Origin of the sequence: Geodermatophilus nigrescens (assembly GCF_900129495.1) — a bacterium.
GTDB lineage: Bacteria > Actinomycetota > Actinomycetes > Mycobacteriales > Geodermatophilaceae > Geodermatophilus > Geodermatophilus nigrescens.
On the sequence record NZ_FQVX01000005.1, the window covers coordinates 197,873 to 215,602 of the forward strand.

General features: G+C 74.6%; 14 protein-coding genes. 12 read left to right on the forward strand and 2 right to left on the reverse strand.

Features of this window, described 5'->3' with window-relative positions; translation table 11 throughout:
* Positions 1-17: 17 nt before the first annotated feature.
* The 6 genes from pgeF to BUE37_RS21240 all read left to right on the forward strand — a co-directional run bounded on the left by pgeF (position 18) and on the right by BUE37_RS21240 (position 4,299).
* Positions 18-704, forward strand: coding sequence for a peptidoglycan editing factor PgeF (pgeF, locus tag BUE37_RS21215; RefSeq protein WP_245794833.1), 687 nt, complete (start codon positions 18-20; stop codon positions 702-704).
* A gap of 22 nt (positions 705-726) precedes the next feature.
* The gene (locus BUE37_RS21220; protein ID WP_073422421.1) at positions 727-1,476 is read left to right on the forward strand and encodes a YggS family pyridoxal phosphate-dependent enzyme; all 750 of its coding nucleotides are present in this window, start codon (positions 727-729) and stop codon (positions 1,474-1,476) included.
* Entirely contained in the window at positions 1,476-2,381 is a 906-nt protein-coding gene (locus tag BUE37_RS25025; protein ID WP_175562953.1) for a cell division protein SepF, read from the forward strand. The genes BUE37_RS21220 and BUE37_RS25025 overlap by 1 nt, the downstream gene beginning before the upstream one ends.
* A gap of 68 nt (positions 2,382-2,449) precedes the next feature.
* On the forward strand, positions 2,450-2,746 hold the full coding sequence (locus BUE37_RS21230) for a YggT family protein (RefSeq protein ID WP_073422422.1): 297 nt from the start codon (positions 2,450-2,452) through the stop codon (positions 2,744-2,746).
* Positions 2,747-2,801: 55 nt separating this feature from the next.
* Positions 2,802-3,530, forward strand: a complete 729-nt coding sequence (gene wag31, locus BUE37_RS21235; RefSeq protein ID WP_281248106.1) for a DivIVA-like cell division protein Wag31 — start codon at positions 2,802-2,804, stop codon at positions 3,528-3,530.
* A gap of 100 nt (positions 3,531-3,630) precedes the next feature.
* Positions 3,631-4,299: a hypothetical protein gene (locus BUE37_RS21240; RefSeq protein WP_073422424.1), complete on the forward strand. Its 669-nt coding sequence runs from the start codon at positions 3,631-3,633 to the stop codon at positions 4,297-4,299.
* A 122-nt stretch (positions 4,300-4,421) separates the two neighbouring features.
* On the opposite strand, the gene ileS is transcribed toward BUE37_RS21240, so the two are convergent.
* Positions 4,422-7,565 carry an isoleucine--tRNA ligase gene (ileS, locus tag BUE37_RS21245; RefSeq protein WP_073422425.1) on the reverse strand — a complete coding sequence of 1,048 codons (3,144 nt, stop codon included), beginning with the start codon at positions 7,563-7,565 and terminating at the stop codon, positions 4,422-4,424.
* Between the two features lie 95 nt (positions 7,566-7,660).
* Between ileS and BUE37_RS21250 the strand changes: the two genes are divergently transcribed.
* Positions 7,661-9,172 carry a potassium/proton antiporter gene (locus tag BUE37_RS21250; protein ID WP_073422426.1) on the forward strand — a complete coding sequence of 504 codons (1,512 nt, stop codon included), beginning with the start codon at positions 7,661-7,663 and terminating at the stop codon, positions 9,170-9,172.
* Between the two features lie 104 nt (positions 9,173-9,276).
* Here the strand turns inward: BUE37_RS21250 and mqo are convergent, their stop codons facing one another.
* Complete coding sequence (mqo, locus tag BUE37_RS21255) at positions 9,277-10,770, reverse strand: malate dehydrogenase (quinone) (protein WP_073422427.1); 1,494 nt, start codon at positions 10,768-10,770, stop codon at positions 9,277-9,279.
* 115 nt (positions 10,771-10,885) lie between these two features.
* On the opposite strand from mqo, the gene lspA reads away from it, so the two are divergent.
* The 5 genes from lspA to dnaE all read left to right on the forward strand — a co-directional run bounded on the left by lspA (position 10,886) and on the right by dnaE (position 17,689).
* Positions 10,886-11,578 carry a signal peptidase II gene (gene lspA / locus BUE37_RS21260; protein WP_245794835.1) on the forward strand — a complete coding sequence of 231 codons (693 nt, stop codon included), beginning with the start codon at positions 10,886-10,888 and terminating at the stop codon, positions 11,576-11,578.
* 77 nt (positions 11,579-11,655) lie between these two features.
* Positions 11,656-12,591, forward strand: coding sequence for an RluA family pseudouridine synthase (locus BUE37_RS21265; RefSeq protein WP_073422428.1), 936 nt, complete (start codon positions 11,656-11,658; stop codon positions 12,589-12,591).
* A gap of 44 nt (positions 12,592-12,635) precedes the next feature.
* Complete coding sequence (locus tag BUE37_RS21270; RefSeq protein ID WP_073422429.1) at positions 12,636-13,469, forward strand: CPBP family intramembrane glutamic endopeptidase; 834 nt, start codon at positions 12,636-12,638, stop codon at positions 13,467-13,469.
* A complete protein-coding gene (locus tag BUE37_RS21275; protein WP_073422430.1) occupies positions 13,466-13,909 on the forward strand; it encodes a GNAT family N-acetyltransferase in 444 nt (147 codons plus the stop codon). Before BUE37_RS21270 ends, BUE37_RS21275 begins: the two co-directional genes overlap by 4 nt.
* 207 nt (positions 13,910-14,116) lie before the next feature.
* Positions 14,117-17,689: a DNA polymerase III subunit alpha gene (dnaE, locus tag BUE37_RS21280; RefSeq protein ID WP_245794837.1), complete on the forward strand. Its 3,573-nt coding sequence runs from the start codon at positions 14,117-14,119 to the stop codon at positions 17,687-17,689.
* Positions 17,690-17,730 lie beyond the last annotated feature (41 nt).

The window sequence follows — 17,730 nt, forward strand, 5'->3', positions numbered from 1 at the left end:
CGGTGCGCCCCCGACGGGTGGTCACCGACCGGCGGGGCGGCCGCTCGCGTCCGCCCTACGACGCGTTCAACCTCGGCGTGCACGTCGGCGACGACCCGGCCGACGTGGCCGCCAACCGCGAGCGCCTGGCCCGCGAGCTCGGCGTGCCCGGCGACCGGCTGGTGTGGATGGACCAGGTCCACGGCACCGGGGTCGCCGTCGTCGACGGCCCGGTTGAGGGCCCGCTGCCGGCCACCGACGCCCTCGTCACCCGCACGCCCGGTCTGGTGCTGTGCGTGCTGGTCGCCGACTGCGTGCCGGTGCTGCTCGCCGACCCGGTCGCCGGCGTCGTCGCGGCGGTGCACGCCGGGCGCGAGGGCGTCCGGCAGGGCGTCGTCCCGGCCACCCTCGCCGCCATGGCCCGTTTGGGCAGCCGGCCGGGTGACACCACCGCGCTGCTCGGCCCGGCCGTGTGCGGCGCCGACTACGAGGTGCCGCGCGCCATGCAGGCCGAGGTGGCCCGCGTGGCGCCCGCGGCCGCCGTCCGCACGCGGAGGGGCACCCCCGGCCTCGACCTGCGCGCCGGCCTCGCCGAGCTCCTGACCCGCGCCGGCGTCGCGCAGGTCGTCCACGACCCGCGCTGCACCATCGAGGACCGCCGGCTGTTCAGCCACCGCCGCGACGGCGTCACGGGGCGCCAGGCGGGCGTCACCTGGCTCGGCTGAGCCGGCGGGCAGGATCGGGGGCATGAGCACCCCGGCCCAGCGCCTGGCCGCCGTCCGGCAGCGGATCGCCGACGCCGCCCGCGCCGCCGGCCGCGACCCGGCCGGCGTCGCGCTCCTGGCGGTCAGCAAGACGTGGCCGGCCGACGACGTCCGGGCGCTGGCCGCCCTCGGGCAGACGGCGTTCGGGGAGAACCGCGCCCAGGAGCTCACCGCCAAGGCCGCGGAGCTCGCCGACCTGCCGCTGGAGTGGCACTTCGTCGGCCAGCTGCAGCGCAACAAGGCGGCGGCGGTCGCCCGGACCGGCGCCGTCGTGCACTCCCTCGACCGGGCGCCGCTGGCCCGCGCGCTGTCGCGGGCGGGGGAGGAGCGCGGCACGCCGGTCGGCGTCTTCGTGCAGGTCGACCTCGGCGGCGCGGCGGGGGAGCTCGCCGAGCGCGGCGGGGTGGCCCCCGAGGACGTCGCCGCGCTGGCCGACGAGGTGGCCGAGCTGCCCGGCCTGCGGCTGCGCGGGCTCATGGCCGTCGCGCCCCGCGGCGAGGAGCCCGGCCCCGCCTTCGCCCGCCTCGCGGAGCTCGCGGCGCGGCTGCGCGCCGACCACCCCGGCGCGGACGGGCTGTCGGCCGGCATGAGCGGCGACCTCGAGGAGGCGATTGCGGCCGGCGCCACGCTGGTGCGTGTCGGAACCGCGCTCTTCGGCTCGCGGCCCCTAACCTCCCCCCGAGTCACACCAGTCACAGGGGCCCCACCCGGGGCGCCGGAGGAGGTCGTCTGATGGCCGGGGCCATGAAGAAGATGGGCATCTACCTCGGGCTCGTCGAGGACGACGACGCGCGCGCCTACGGGCGCTACGACGCCCGCCAGTCCGACCACCACGACCGGTACGACGACGGCTACGACGAGCGGTACGACGACGGCCGCTACGACGACGCGCGCTACGACGACCGCCGCCCCGCCCGCGCCGAGGGCCGGTACGAGGGCCGCTACGACGACCGCTACGCCGGCGGCACGGGCTACTACGACTCGCTGACCGGCGACCCCGGCTACGACGAGCGCCACGCCGACCGCCACCTCGACGAGCGGCGTGACGACCGACGTGACGACCGGCACCGCGACGGGCGCCCCGAGCCGGCCCTCGCCCCGGAGCCCGCCGTGCTGCGCCGCGGCGGGGCGACCCGCCTGGGCCTGGCCACCCCGCCGCCGGCGGGAGTCGCCTCCGGCCCCGTGCCGGCCGCGGCCGAGGTGCGCACGGCGTCCCCGGCCGGCGCGCGCCTGGGCACGGTCGGCGGCACGGTCGGCGGCGCGGGCACCGGCGGCGGCGGCACGGCCGGCGCCTCCGCCGGCCTGGCCGCGCGCGAGGCGGTCGCGGTCGCCGAGCCCGCGCCCGAGCCGGTCAAGCAGCCCTACCGGATCACCACGCTGTGCCCCAAGACCTACAACGAGGCGCGGGCCATCGGCGAGGCGTTCCGTGAGGGCAGCCCGGTGATCATGAACCTCACCGACCTCGACCACGCCGACGCGCGGCGGCTCGTCGACTTCGCCGCGGGACTGATCTTCGGGCTGCGCGGTAGCATCGAGCCCGTCACGGCCAAGGTGTTCCTGCTCAGCCCGCGGGACGTCGACGTGACGGCCGAGGACAAGGCACGGATCCGCGAGGGCGGGTTCTCCGCCGAGTCCTGAGCCGTCGGCCGGGGCGCTGCAGCGTAGGCACTCACGGCACCGCAGGTGCCCCGGGACGAGCGAGGACAGTGGCTCTCTTCTGGCAGATCGTCTCGTCGATCCTGCTCGTCTTCCTCATCCTCCTGTTCGCGCGCTTCGTCGTGGACTGGGTGATGGTGCTGGCGCGCAGCTGGCGTCCGTCCGGCTTCGTCGCCGCGGGGCTGGAGGTCGTGTACGCGACCACAGACCCGCCGCTCAAGGCGATCCGGAAGGTCATCCCGCCGCTGAACCTGGGGTCCATCCGTCTCGACCTCGCCTTTATGGTGTTGTTGATCGCCGTCTACATCCTGCGGAGCATCACGTCCGGGCTCGCCCTCACCGCGTGACCGACGCGCGCCGCGGCGTGACCCGACAGACCCCGTATCCGCCGTCCGACCCGAGGTGAGCCCCTTGCCACTCACGCCAGCCGACGTGCACAACGTCGTCTTCAAGAAGCCGCCGATCGGGAAGCGTGGCTACGACGAGGACGAGGTCGACGCATTCCTCGACGTGGTGGAGGCCGAGCTCGCCCGCCTCATCGAGGAGAACAACGAGCTGCGCGCCGGCTCGGGCACCGGCCGCGTGGCCGCGCAGCCCGTCGCCCCGGAGCCGGTGGCCGCGCCGGCCCCGCCGCCGCAGCAGCCCGCCCCGCGCGAGGACGACACCACCCGCGCCTCCCGCATGCTGGCGCTGGCGTCGGAGACCGCCGACCGCTACGTCAACGAGGCCAAGGCGCAGGCCGACCAGATGGTCGCCGCCGCCAAGACCACGAGCGACCGCACCGTGGCCGACGCCCGCGCCAAGAGCGAGCAGATGGTCAACGAGGCGAAGATGCGCGCCGACTCGATGATCGGCGACGCCCGCACGCGCGCCGACACGATGGAGCGCGAGGCCCGCGCCAAGGCCGCCGCCCTCGAGCAGGACGCCGAGCGCCGGCACCGTGAGGTCATGGGCCCGCTGGAGGAGAAGCGCACCAACCTCGAGCGCAAGATCGAGGAGCTGCGCACCTTCGAGCGCGAGTACCGCACGCGGTTCCGCTCCTACCTCGAGTCGCACCTGCGCGACCTCGACAGTCGCGGCTCGGCCGAGCCGTCGTCGACCAGCCGCCAGACGCAGCACGTCTCCGCCTGATCCGGCCTGACAGGGCCCCCCGGACACCCGTCCGGGGGGCCCTGTCGCGTTCCCGGCCGTCCGCGCCGGCGCGCGACGTGCCCGCCGTTACAGTCGCGCCGTGGTCCTCGTCGCCGCCCTGCTCGTGCTCGCGGGCCTCGCGCTGTTCGTCCTCGGCGTGATGACCGCCGTGACCGCCTGGTACTGGGCCTGCGTCGCCGCCTGCGGCCTGGCCGCCGTGCTGCTGGTCGTCGCCCGGCTGCGCGCGCCGGCGGGCACGCGGGTGCCCGCCCCTCGCGAGCCGGAACCGGCCCGCGCCCCGGCCGGGAGGACGGCGGAGCGGCCGCCCGCGGAGCGGCGGCCGGCCGCGGCGGAGGAGCCACCCGCGGGGGAGGCAACCGCGGGGGAGGCAACCGCGGGGGAGCGCCCCCCGGCGACGACGCCGGCCGCTCCCGGGCCCGCCGCGGCGCCGGTCGCGGAGACCCCGCCGCAGGCCCCGGCACGAACACCGGCCGCCCCGGTGGCCGCCGCCGACGCCGGCGACCCGGCCGAGGAGGACGTCGAGGTCACCGACCTGCTCATGGTCGTCGACCTGCGCGACGAGGTGCTCGTGGTCGACGAGCACCCGCGCTACCACCTGGCCGACTGCCCCTGGCTGGCCGGGCGGGAGACCATCCCGCTGCCGGTGGACGAGGCGCGCACCGACGGGTTCACCCCCTGCGCGCGCTGCGGTCCCGACCGGTCCCTGGCCGACGCCGAGCGCGCCCGCCGCGCCGCCCGGCGGGGCTGAGCCCGCACCCGTCCGAGCTCACCGCGGCGCGTCCTGGGTCGCCCCAGCGCGTCCTGGCGCACTGCCGGCCGTGAGCCAGGACGCGGCACGATCAGGCGGCCTGATCGTGCCGCGTCCCGGCGTCAGGCGCGGGCGAGCCAGAAGCGGGAGCCGTCGGGCCCCTCGACGCCGGGGCCCTCGCCGGCCGCGCCGGCGTGCACCGCGGTGGCCAGCACCTCGCCGGCCAGCGCCTCGCCCTGCTCGGTGAGCGCCTCGGCCATCGGGCCCTCGGCGGTCCACCACAGCGCGATCCGGTCGCTGACGGCCAGCCCGGCGTTCTTGCGGGCCTCCTGCACCAGCCGCACCGCCTCGCGCACCAGCCCGGCGCGCTCCAGTTCGGGGGTGAGCGTCAGGTCCAGCGCGACGGTGAGCCCGCCGGCGCTGGCCACGGTCCACCCCTCGCGCGGGGTCTCGGTGACCACGAGGTCGCCCTCGGCCAGCGGCACCGCCTCGCCGTCGACGTCGACGGTCGCCGTCCCGGCCCGGTAGGCGGCCACCAGGTCGGCGGCGTCGGCCGCGGCCACGGCCTTCGCCACCGCCTGCACCTGCTTGCCCAGCCGCCGGCCGACGGCGCGGAAGTCGACCTTCACGCTCACGTCGACGAGGTCACCGCCGACGGCGCCCAGCTCGGCGAGCTCGGCCACGTTGAGCTCGTCGGCCACCTCGGCCACCAGGTCCCGGGCCAGCGCCGACCAGCCGGGGGCGGCGACCAGCGCGCGGGCCAGCGGCTGGCGGGTGCGCACCTTCGCCGAGGTGCGGGCCGCGCGGCCCAGCTCGACCAGCCGGCGCACCAGGTCCACCTGTGCGACCAGCTCGGGGTCGCGGGCGTCGGCGTCGACGGCCGGCCAGGACGCGAGGTGCACCGAGTCGGGGGCGTCGTCCCCGAGACCGGGGCGGACGACCCGCGTCCACACCTCGTCGGTGACGAACGGGCAGAACGGGGCCATCAGCCGGGTCAGCCCGTCGAGCACCTCGTGCAGCGTGGCCAGCGCCGCCGGGTCGCCGTCCCAGAAGCGGCGGCGCGAGCGACGGACGTACCAGTTGGACAGGTCGTCGACGAACGAGGCGAGCAGCCTGCCCGCGCCCTGGGTGTCGAAGGCCTCCAGCGCCGCGGTGACGCCCTCGGTGACGGCGGCCAGCTCCGCCAGCGCCCAGCGGTCGAGGAGCGAGCGCTCCGCCCGCGCCGGGGCGGGGGACGCGGCCGGATCCCAGCCGTTGGTCTCGGCGTAGAGGGTGAAGAAGCTCGCGGTGTTCCAGTAGGTCAGCAGGACCTTGCGGACCACCTCGGACAGCGTCTCGTGCCCGACCCGCCGCGCCGACCACGGCGAGCCGCCGGCGAGCATGAACCAGCGGACGGCGTCGGCGCCGTGTCGGTCCATCAGCGGGATCGGCTCGAGGATGTTGCCCAGGTGCTTGCTCATCTTCCGGCCGTCCTCGGCCAGGATGTGGCCCAGGCACAGCACGTCCTCGTAGGAGTTCTTCCCGAACACGAGCGTGCCGACGGCCATGAGGGAGTAGAACCAGCCACGGGTCTGGTCGATCGCCTCGCAGATGAACTGGGCCGGGTAGGCGGCCTCGAACTGCTCGTTGTTGCGGTGCGGCGCGCCCCACTGGGCGAAGGGCATCGAGCCGGAGTCGTACCAGGCGTCGATGACCTGCGGCACCCGCCGGTAGGTGCCCTCCTCGCCGTCGAGGGTGAAGGTCACCTCGTCGATGAACGGGCGGTGCGGGTCGAGGTCGGCGAGGTCGCGCCCGGCCAGCTCCGAGAGCTCGGCGAGCGACCCGACGACGACCATCCGCGACGGGTCGGCGTCGTTGCGCCAGATCGGCAGCGGCGTGCCCCAGTAGCGGTCGCGGGACAGCGCCCAGTCGACGTTGTTGTTGAGCCAGTCGCCGTAGCGGCCCCACTGGATGGTCTCCGGGTGCCAGGACGTCTTCTCGTTCTCGGCGAGCAGCTGGTCCTTGACCGCGCTGGTGCGGATGTACCAGGACGGCTGCGCGTAGTACATGAGCGGCGTGTGGCAGCGCCAGCAGTGCGGGTAGCTGTGCTCGTAGCGCTGCTCGCGCCACAGCACCCCGCGGGACTGCAGGTCGACGACGAGTTCGTCGTCGGCGGCCTTGAAGAACCGCCCGCCCACCAGCGGCACCTCGCGCAGGAAGTGGCCCGAGGCGTCGATCGGGTTGACCACCGGCAGGCCGTAGCCGCGGCAGACGGCGAGGTCGTCGGCGCCGAACGCGGGGGACTGGTGCACCAGCCCGGTGCCGTCGTCGGTGGTGACGTAGTCGGCCAGGACGACGTAGTGCGCGTCCTCCCCCTCGGGGAAGTCGACCAGCTCGAACGGGCGCCGGTAGTGCGTGCGCTCCCACTCGCGGCCCTGCGTGCGGGCGAGCACCTCGACGTCGTCGAGGTCGCCGAAGACCGCGCCGAGCAGCGGCTCGGCGACGACGAGGGTGTCGTCCCCGCGCCGGGCGACGACGTAGGTCACGTCGGGGTTGACCGCGACGGCGGTGTTCGACGGCAGCGTCCACGGCGTCGTCGTCCAGACCAGCAGGTCGGCCCGGCCGGCCCACTCGCCGTCGGTGACCGGCAGCCGCACGTACACCGACGGGTCGGTGATCGACTCGTACCCCTGGGCGACCTCGTGGTCGGACAGTCCCGTGCCGCAGCGCGGGCAGTAGGGCGCCACGCGGTGGTCCTCGACGAGCAGCCCCTTGTCGAAGACCTGCTTGAGCGACCACCAGACGCTCTCGATGTAGGAGGGGTCCATCGTCCAGTAGGCGGTGGACATGTCGACCCAGTAGCCCATGCGGCGGGTCAGCGCGGAGAAGTCGCCGACGTGGCGCTCGACGGACTCCCGGCAGCGGGCGTTGAACTCCGCGATGCCGTAGCGCTCGATGTCGGGCTTGCCGGCGAACCCGAGCTCCTGCTCGACGGCGATCTCGACCGGCAGGCCGTGGCAGTCCCAGCCGGCGCGGCGGGGCACGTGCCAGCCCTGCATCGTCTTGAAGCGCGGGAAGACGTCCTTGAACGCGCGGGCCTCGATGTGGTGGGTGCCCGGGCGGCCGTTGGCGGTGGGCGGGCCCTCGTAGAACACCCACTGCGGCCGGCCCTCGGTGGCGGCCAGCGAGCGGGCGAAGACGTCGGCGTCCTCCCAGCGGCGCAGCACGTCCTGCTCCAGCGCGGGCAGGTCGACCTGGGGTGGCAGCGCACGGAAGACAGAACTCACACGCCCATTGTCCCCGAGCCGTCGAGCGCGATCCGGCGGGGCAACGGCCGCGACACCTGGGTACGGGACACTGCCCGCGTGATCGGGGGCGGGCGGTGAACACCACGGTCACCGTCGCCCTGGCCGTCGGCGCGCTGGTGGTGCTGGTGGCCGCCGTCGCCCTGCGCGTGGCCGACCGCCTCGGGCTGCCCAGCCTGCTGCTCTACCTGGCGCTCGGGGTGGCGCTGGGGGAGAGCGGGCTGGGCATCCAGTTCGAGGACGTCGCCCTCACCCAGACCCTCGGCGTCGCCGCGCTCGTCGTCATCCTCGCCGAGGGCGGGCTGACCACCCGCTGGGCCGACGTCCGGCGGGCGGTGGGCCCGGGGCTGGCGCTGTCGACGGTCGGCGTCGTGGTCAGCATCGCCACGACCGCGGCGATCGCCGTGTGGCTGCTCGGCCTGGACTGGCCCTTCGCCCTGCTGCTGGGCGCCGTCGTCAGCTCCACCGACGCCGCCGCGGTGTTCGCGACGCTGCGCCGGCTGCCGCTGCCGCGGCGGATGGTGGCGGCCCTGGAGGTCGAGTCCGGCCTCAACGACGCCCCGGTCATCCTGCTCGTCGCAGTGCTGTCGGACGTCCTCACCGGCGGCGAGACCGACGCCTGGTGGCTGACCGCGGTGGTGGTGCTGGCCGAGCTCGCGGGCGGCGCGGTCCTCGGGCTGGTCCTCGGCGCGGCCGGCGCGTGGCTGCTGCGCCGATCGGCGCTGCCGCTGTCGGGGTTCTACCCGCTGGCCACCCTGGCGCTGTGCGTGCTGGCGTTCGCCTCGGCGTCGCTGCTGCACGCCTCGGGCTTCGTCGCCGTCTACCTGTGCGGGCTGGTGCTCGGCAACGCCGCGCTGCCGCACCGCTCGGTGACGATCGGGTTCGCCGAGGGCATGGCGTCGCTCGCCCAGATCGGGCTGTTCGTGCTGCTCGGTCTGCTCGTCTCGCCGGGCCGGCTGCCCGACGCGATCGGCCCGGCGCTGCTGGTCGGCGGGGCGCTGCTGCTGGTCGCCCGGCCGCTGTCGGTGGCGGCCAGCCTGGTCTGGTTCCGCATGCCGTGGGCGCAGCAGGCCTTCGTGTCCTGGGCCGGACTGCGGGGCGCGGTGCCCATCGTGCTGGCCACCTTCCCGCTCACCGCGGGCGTCCCCCGGGCGACCACGGTGTTCGACACCGTCTTCGTGCTGGTCGTCGTCTTCACGCTGGTGCAGGGCTCGTCGCTGCCGTGGGTGGCTCGCCGGCTGGGCATCGCCGCGCCGCTGACCCCGCGCGAGATCGAGGTGGAGTCCGCGCCGCTGGAGGAGCTCGACGCCGAGCTCATGCAGCTGCGGGTGCCGGCGGGCTCCCGGCTGCACGGCGTCTACCTGCCCGAGCTGCGGCTGCCCGAGGACGCCGCCGTCGTGCTCATCGTCCGCGACGGTCGGTCGTTCGTGCCCGACGAGACCACCCGCCTCATGCGCGGCGACCAGGCGCTGCTGGTGTCCGCCCGGGCGTCCCGCGCCGAGGCCGAGCGGCGGCTGCGGGCGGTCAGCCGGGCGGGCCGGCTGGCGAGCTGGCGCGGCGAGCAGGGCGCCGCCGGCGAGGCCGACTGACGCTCACCGGGCGCCACGCCCGGACGACGACACGGCAGAGGCCCCCTCGCCGGAGCGGAGGGGGCCTCTGCCGTGTGCCCGTGCCGGTGCGGGCACGGCGGCGGTCAGCCGTTGAGCTCGAGGGTCTGCATCGTGTCCGCGCGGACGGCGGCGAGCAGGCCGGGGTCGGCGGACAGGTCGCGCCCGTAGGACGGGATCGCCTCCTCCAGCGCCGCCCGGTTCGCCGCGACCCGCTCGGGGAACGCGCGCTGGACCAGCGTGAGCATCGCCGAGACCGCCGTCGAGGCACCCGGGGAGGCGCCCAGCAGGCCGGCGATCGTGCCGTCGCCGCCCACGATGAGCTCGGTGCCGAACTGCAGCACGCCCTTGCCGCTCGTCGGGTCGCGCTTGATGACCTGCACCCGCTGCCCGGCGGTGATCATCTCCCAGTCGGCCTGCTCGGCCAGCGGGACGAACTCCAGCAGCGTGCGGTGCCGGGCGCCGCGCGACTGCAGCAGCTCGGTGACCAGGTACTTCGTCAGCGCCATCTCGGTGCGGGCGACGCCGAGCATCGAGGAGAGGTTGTTCGGCTTGACCGACAGCGGCAGGTCGAACATCGAGCCGGCCTTGAGGAACTTCGGCGAGAAGCCGGCGTAGGGGCCGAACAGCAGCGAGTACTCGCCGTCGACCAGGCGCAGGTCCAGGTGCGGCACCGACATCGGCGGCGCGCCGACGGCGGCCTGGCCGTAGACCTTGGCCTGGTGGCGGGTGACCAGCTCGGGGGAGCGGGTGCGCAGGAACAGGCCGCTGACCGGGAAGCCGCCGAACCCGCGGATCTCGGGGATCGCGGCCCGCTGGAGCAGCGGCAGCGCGCCACCGCCGGCGCCGACGAAGACGAACCGGGTGCGCACCGAGCGCTCCTCGCCGGACCGCTTGTCGGTGACGGTGACCTTCCACCGGCCGTCGTCGAGCTTCTCCAGGCCCGAGACGCGCTGGCCGGTGTGCACCTGCACGCCGCGGCCCTCGGCCTGGGTGAGCAGCAGCCGGGTGAGCTCGCCGAAGTTGACGTCGGTGCCGGCGACCGAGCGGGTCGCGGCGACCACCTGCGCCGGGTCGCGGCCGTCCATCACCAGTGGCACCCAGTCGCGCAGCTCGGCGTGGCCGTCGGTGTACTCGAGGCCCGCGAACAGCGGCTCGGCCGACAGCGCCTGGTGGCGGGCGCGCATGTAGCGGCGGCCGTCCTCGCCGGTCACGAAGCTGACGTGCGGGACCGGGGAGATGAAGTCCTTGGGCGAGCCGGTCAGGCCCGTGCGCACCAGGTGCGACCAGAACTGCCGGGACACCATGAACTGCTCGTTGATGGTGCGGGCCTTGGTCGTGTCGACCCGGCCGTCGGCCCCGGCGGGCGTGTAGTTGAGCTCGCACAGCGCCGCGTGGCCGGTGCCGGCGTTGTTCCAGGCGTCCGAGCTCTCGCCGGCGACCGCGTCCGCGGACTCGAAGACGGTGATGCTCCACTCCGGCGCGACGACGCCGAGCAGCGACGCGAGGGTCGCGCTCATGATGCCGCCGCCGACGAGGACTACGTCAGGGTCGGTTGCTGAACCGAGGTCGGGGGACACGACTGCCTTCCTGCCGGGGGACGTGCGCCACCTCCGACGATCGGCCGATCGGCGCGCGGAGACGTCATCGGCGGGGTGTGAGATTCGTCTACCCCAGCATGAGCTCCGTCACCCGGTGGGACCGGTACCGGTCCGGAGCGCATCCCCGGGGGCCGCGCGGCGGCCCGGGAGGCGGGGTCCCGCCGACTATCGTCGGGCCCGTCGGGCGGCCCGCGCCCGGCCCGACCGAGGAGCCCCGCTGAGCGAGCAGCCCGAGGACGCCGCCCGAGCGACGCCGGCCCGCCGGCCGCGCACGCGGCTGCTGCTGACCCTCGCGGCGCTGCTGTTCCTCGCCGACCTCGCCACCAAGCTGCTCGTCGTCGCCACGATCGACCGCGGCGAGAACATCCGGCTGCTCGGCGGGCTGGTCTACCTCACCCACGCCCGCAACACCGGCGCCGCGTTCTCCTTCGCCGAGGGCTTCACCGTCGTCTTCACGCTCATCGCCGTCGTGGTGGCCGTGGTGATCGTCCGGGCGGCGCGGCGGCTGTTCTCCACCGCGTGGGCCGTGGCGCTGGGCCTGGTGCTCGGCGGGGCGCTGGGCAACCTCGTGGACCGCGTCTTCCGCGACCCCGGCTTCCTCCGCGGCGGCGTCGTCGACTTCGTGTCGGTGTTCGCGCCGAACGGGGAGTTCTACCCGATCTTCAACGTCGCCGACTCGGGCATCGTCGTCGGCGGCCTGCTCGGGGCCTACCTGGCGCTGCGCGGCGTGGAGTTCGACGGCACCCGCAGCCGCGACCGCGGCGACGGCGCGGTCACGTCCTCCTGAGCGGCCCGCTCCCGGGCACCGCCCCGAGCCTGCGAGGCAGAGGGAGGAGGGGGTCCTCCCTCTGTCACGATGGACCGGTGAGCGCTCCCGGGCTGCACCGTGCCCTCCCGGTGCCCGACGGACTCGAGGGCCAGCGCGTCGACCAGGGCCTGGCCCGGCTGTTCGGCCTGTCCCGCGCCGCCGCCGCCGACCTCGCCGACGCCGAGCGGGTGTGGGTCGACGGCCGCGTCCGCGGCAAGGGCGACCGGCTCACCGGCGGCAGCTGGCTGGAGGTCGAGCTGCCCCCGCCCCCGGGCGAGGCGCCGCCGCCGGAGCCCGTGCCCGGCCTGACCGTCGTCCACGACGACGACGACGTCGTGGTCGTCGACAAGCCCGTCGGCGTCGCCGCGCACCCGAGCCCCGGCTGGGACGGGCCCACCGTCTCCGGGGGCCTGGCCGCCGCCGGCTACCGCATCTCCACCTCCGGCGCGGCCGAGCGGCAGGGCATCGTGCACCGCCTGGACGCCGCGACGACGGGGCTCATGGTCGTCGCCAAGAGCGAGCGGGCCTACACGCTGCTCAAGGCGGCGTTCAAGGAGCGCACGGTCGACAAGGGCTACCACGCACTGGTGCAGGGCCACCCCGACCCCTCGCGCGGCACGATCGACGCCCCGATCGACCGGCACCCCCGCTCGGACTGGAAGTTCGCGGTGGTGAGCGGCGGGCGCCCGTCGGTCACCCACTACGAGGTCATCGAGGCGTTCGCGGCGGCCAGCCTGGTCGACATCCACCTGGAGACCGGCCGCACCCACCAGATCCGCGTGCACTTCTCGGCGCTGCGCCACCCCTGCGTCGGCGACGCCACCTACGGCGCCGACCCGACGCTGGCCGCCCGGCTGGGCGTCTCGCGGCAGTGGCTGCACGCCGTCCGGCTCGGCTTCGCCCACCCCGCCGACGGCCGTTGGGTCGAGTTCACCAGCGACTACCCGGCCGACCTCGCCGGCGCCCTGGCGATCCTGCGCGCCGAGTCCTGAGGGCCGCCCGCCCGCCGTGACCGTGCACCCGTGACCACCCAGCCGTGACCGACCTGCCCGCCTCCCTCGCCGACTTCGGCCCGGCCGCGCTGTCGGCCGTCGTCGTCGCCGGCTACCTGGTGGCGGGCGAGCCGGTGGTCGGGCACGTGCTGCACCGCCGGTTCGAGGGCCGGCTGCGCACCGACCCGGCGGCGCGCCGGTCGTTCTACCTGCGGCTGCTGGTCCTCGAGTGGGGGCTGGCGCTGCTCGCCCTGGTCCTGTGGCTGTCCACCCCGGGGGTCGACGCCGCCGCCGTCGGGCTGGCCTGGCCCTCCGGGCTGCCGGGCCCGGTCACGGGGGCGGCGACCCTGCTGGTCCTGCTGCTCTCGCTGGCCTCGGTGCGGGCGCTGCGCTCCGGCGCGCTCGCCCGGGCCGCGGAGCCGCGGCCGGGCACCTCCCCGCCCACCCGGGGGCGGCACGCCGAGCCCGCCGGGCACGCCACGCTCGCGCTGCTGCCGCGCTCGCCCGCCGAACGCCGGCTGTTCTCCGTGGTCGGCGTGACGGCGGGGGTGTGCGAGGAGTGGCTCTACCGCGGCTTCTTCCTCGCGGTGGTGGCCGCGGTCGCGGGCGACGTGCCGCAGGTCGTGCTGGTGGCCGTCGGCGCGCTGGCCTTCGGGCTGGCGCACGCCTACCAGGGCCTGCCCGGCGTGGTGCTCACCGGCGTCCTCGGGGCGGTGTTCGCGGGCCTCTACCTGGAGACCGGGTCGCTGCTGCTGCCGGTGCTGCTGCACGCCGCCGTCGACCTGCGCTTCCTGCTGGTGCCCGAGTCGGCGCTGCCGGGCGGCCCGCCGCTGCCCGGGACGCGCCGCGGCCGGCCGGCCGGGGGAGCGCCCGCGTGAGCCGGCCGACCGCGGCGGTGGCGACGGCGGCCGACTGGCCCGAGGTGGTGGCGCTGCGCACCCGGGTCTTCGTCGAGGAGCAGGGCGTGCCGCCGGAGATCGAGCAGGACGCCGCCGACGCCACCGCGGTGCACGCCGTCGCGCGGGACGGCGCCGGGCGGGTGGTGGCCACCGGGCGGCTGCTCGAGCGCGGCGGGCGGGCGGTGATCGGCCGGATGGCGGTCGACGCCGGCGTGCGCGGCGGCGGGTACGGCGCGGCGGTGCTCGGCGTGCTGCACCGCGAGGCGCGGGCGCGGGGCCTGACCGAGGTGGAGCTGCACGCGCAGGTCTCCGCGCGCGGCTTCTACGAGCGGGCCGGCTACACCGCGGTGGGCGGCGAGTACGAGGAGGCCGGGATCGTGCACGTGACGATGCGGCGCGCGCTGGAGCAGCTCCTGTGACGCGGGCGACCCGCCCGGCCGAGACACGTCCTGTCAGACCCTCGGCGTAGAACGTCCCCGGTGCGAGGATCGGGGGACCGGCCCGGGCCCGCGCCGGTCGCCCGGCCGGCACCGTCCGCGCCCGCACCGCCCGGTCTTCCCCGCCGGTCGCCCGCCGGAGCACCCGACGGCCGGGCCAGCACGACCCGTGAGGAGCACCGCACCCCCGTGAGCAGCACAGCCGCCCAGGGCAACGACTCGTTCGTGCACCTGCACGTACACACCGAGTACTCGATGCTCGACGGGGCGGCGAAGCTGCCCGAGGTCACGAAGGCCGCCGCCGAGCAGGGCATGCCGGCGCTGGCGATGACCGACCACGGCAACGTGTTCGGCGCCTACGACTTCTACAAGCAGGCCAACGCCGCCGGCGTGAAGCCGATCATCGGCATGGAGGGCTACTACACGCCCGGCTCGCGCTTCGACCGCGCGCCCTACGACTTCGGCGACAAGCTGATCGACGAGGAGGGCGACGGCGGGTCCAACCGCGGCAAGGCGGCGTACACCCACATGACGCTGCTGGCCCGCACCACCGAGGGGATGCACAACCTCTTCCGCATCTCCTCGCTGGCGAGCCTCGAGGGCCAGTACCGCAAGCCGCGCTTCGACCGCGACCTGCTCGAGCGCTACGGCAAGGGCCTGATCGCCACGACCGGCTGCCCCTCGGGCGAGGTCAACATGTGGCTGCGCGCGGGCAAGCACGACCGCGCCCGCCAGGCGGCGGCGGACTTCCAGGACATCTTCGGGAAGGAGAACTTCTACGCCGAGCTGATGGACCACGGTCTGTCGATCGAGCAGAAGACCCGCCCGGCGCTGCTGGAGATCGCGAAGGACCTCGGCATCCCGCTGCTGGCCACCAACGACCTCCACTACACGCACAAGGAGGACGCCGAGGCCCACGACGCGCTCCTGTGCATCCAGACCGGCTCGCGGCTCAACGAGCCCAACCGCTTCAAGTTCAACGGCGACGGCTACTACCTGAAGAGCGCCGCCGAGATGCGCGCGCTGTTCCCCGGTGACCTGAGGTCGGCCTGCGACAACACGCTGCTGATCGCCGAGCAGTGCGAGGTGACCTTCACCGAGGGCGCCGACCTCATGCCGCGCTTCCCGCTGCCGCCGGGGGAGGACGAGACCTCCTGGTTCGTCAAGGAGGTCGAGCGCGGGCTGCACAAGCGCTGGCCGAACGGCATCCCCGACCACGTGCGCAAGCAGGCCGACTACGAGGTCGGGATCATCACGCAGATGGGCTTCCCGGGGTACTTCCTCGTGGTCGCCGACTTCATCAACTGGGCCAAGGACAACGGCATCCGCGTCGGTCCCGGCCGTGGGTCGGCCGCGGGCTCCCTGGCCGCCTACGTCATGGGCATCACCGACCTCGACCCGCTGGCGCACGGGCTGATCTTCGAGCGGTTCCTCAACCCCGAGCGCGTCTCGATGCCCGACGTCGACATCGACTTCGACGACCGCCGCCGCGGCGAGGTCATCCAGTACGTCTCGCAGAAGTACGGCGAGGAGCGGGTCAGCCAGATCGTCACCTACGGCACCATCAAGGCCAAGGCCGCGATCAAGGACGCCGCCCGGGTGCTCGACCGGCCCTACTCGGTGGGCGACGAGCTGACCAAGCTCATGCCGCCGGACGTCATGGGCAAGGGCATCCCGCTGTCGGGCGTCTTCGACCCGGCGCACCCGCGCTACAAGGAGGCCGCGGAGTTCCGCGCCCGCTACGAGTCCGACCCGGGCGCGGCCGAGGTGGTCGACCAGGCCCGCAAGCTCGAGGGCCTGAAGCGCCAGTGGGGCGTGCACGCGGCCGGCGTCATCATCGGCCGCTACCCGCTGATCGACTCGATCCCGATCATGCGCCGGGAGGCCGACGGCGCGATCATCACGCAGTTCGACTACCCGACCTGCGAGACGCTCGGCCTGCTCAAGATGGACTTCCTGGGCCTGCGCAACCTCACGGTCATCGACGACGCGCTGCGCAACATCGTCGCGAACGGCAAGGAGCCGATCGACCTCGACGAGATCAGCAAGGACCTCACCGACAAGGCCACCTACGAGCTGCTGGCCCGCGGTGACACCCTCGGCGTCTTCCAGTTCGACGGCGGCCCGATGCGCTCGCTGCTGCGGCTCATGCGGCCGGACAACTTCGAGGACATCTCCGCCGTCGGCGCGCTCTACCGCCCGGGCCCGATGGGCGCGAACTCGCACACCAACTACGCGCTGCGCAAGAACGGTCAGCAGGAGATCACGCCGATCCACCCCGAGCTGGCCGAGCCGCTCGAGGAGATCCTGGGCGGCACGTACGGCCTGATCGTGTACCAGGAGCAGGTCATGGCCATCGCGCAGAAGGTCGCCGGGTACTCGCTCGGCAAGGCCGACCTGCTGCGCCGCGCGATGGGCAAGAAGAAGAAGTCGGTCCTCGACGCGGAGTTCGTCGGCTTCGAGGCCGGCATGGTGGCCAACGGGTTCTCCCCGGCGGCGGTCAAGACGCTGTGGGACATCCTCGTCCCGTTCGCCGACTACGCGTTCAACAAGGCCCACTCGGCCGCCTACGGTCTGGTCAGCTACTGGACGGCGTTCCTCAAGGCGAACTACCCGGCCGAGTACATGGCCGGCCTGCTCACCAGCGTCGGCGACGACAAGGACCGCCGGCCCATCTACCTGGCCGAGTGCCGGCGCATGGGCATCAAGGTGCTCCCGCCCGACGTCAACGAGTCCTCGTGGGACTTCACCGCCGTCGGCACCGACATCCGCTTCGGCCTGGCCTCGGTGCGCAACGTGGGCACCAACGTCGTCGACTCGATCGTGCGGGCGCGCGAGGAGAAGGGCGCGTTCAAGGACTTCGCCGACTTCATGCGCAAGATCGACACGGTGGCCTGCAACAAGAAGGTCATCGAGTCCCTCGCCAAGGCCGGCGCCTTCGACTCCCTCGGCCACTCGCGGCAGGGGATCGCCGCGATCCACGCCCAGGCCGTCGACGCCGCCATGTCGCTCAAGCGCAAGGAGGCCGAGGGCCAGTTCGACCTGTTCGGCAGCTTCGGCGACGAGGGCGGCGCGGACGACCCGTTCGGCGGCGCCCTGGACATCGCCGTCCCGACGGCGGACTGGTCGAAGTCCGAGCGGCTGGTGTTCGAGCGCGACATGCTCGGCCTCTACGTCTCCGACCACCCGCTGCACGGCGTCGAGCACGTGCTCGCGGCCAACGCCGACACCCCGATCGCGGAGATCAACGCCGGCGGGGTCGAGGACGGCGCCAACGTGACGATCGCCGGCATCCTCACCGGGGTCTCGCCGCGGACGAACAAGCAGGGCGCGCCCTGGGCGATCGCCACGCTGGAGGACCTCGAGTCCGGCATCGAGGTGCTGTTCTTCCCGAAGACGTGGGCCGAGGTGTCGGAGAAGGTCGTCCGCGACCAGATCGTCGTGGTCAAGGGCCGGATCAGCCGGCGCGACGACCAGCCCTCGCTGTTCGGCTCCGAGGTGACGATCCCCGAGCTCACCGAGGGCCCGCGCGGCCCGGTGATGGTGCAGATGGCCGCGGCCCGCTGCACCCCGCCGGTGGTGGAGCGGCTGCGCGAGGTGCTGGGCAGCCACCCGGGCACCACCGAGGTGCACCTGAAGCTCGTCAACGGCGGCCGGGAGACGGTGCTGCGGCTGGACCAGGGGCTGCGGGTGCGCCCCAGCACGGCCCTGATGGGCGACATCAAGGCGCTGCTCGGGCCCACCAGCGTCGCCCTGCTGTGAGCCGCGGGTGAGCCCGGCCGGGCCCGCCCCCGGCGGCGGGC

Excerpts from the sequence above, each read along its gene's own strand:
- BUE37_RS21220 (WP_073422421.1), top strand. The coding sequence starts at position 727 with ATGAGCACCCCGGCCCAGCGCCTGGCCGCCGTCCGGCAGCGGATCGCC.
- BUE37_RS25025 (WP_175562953.1), top strand. The coding sequence starts at position 1,476 with ATGGCCGGGGCCATGAAGAAGATGGGCATCTACCTCGGGCTCGTCGAG.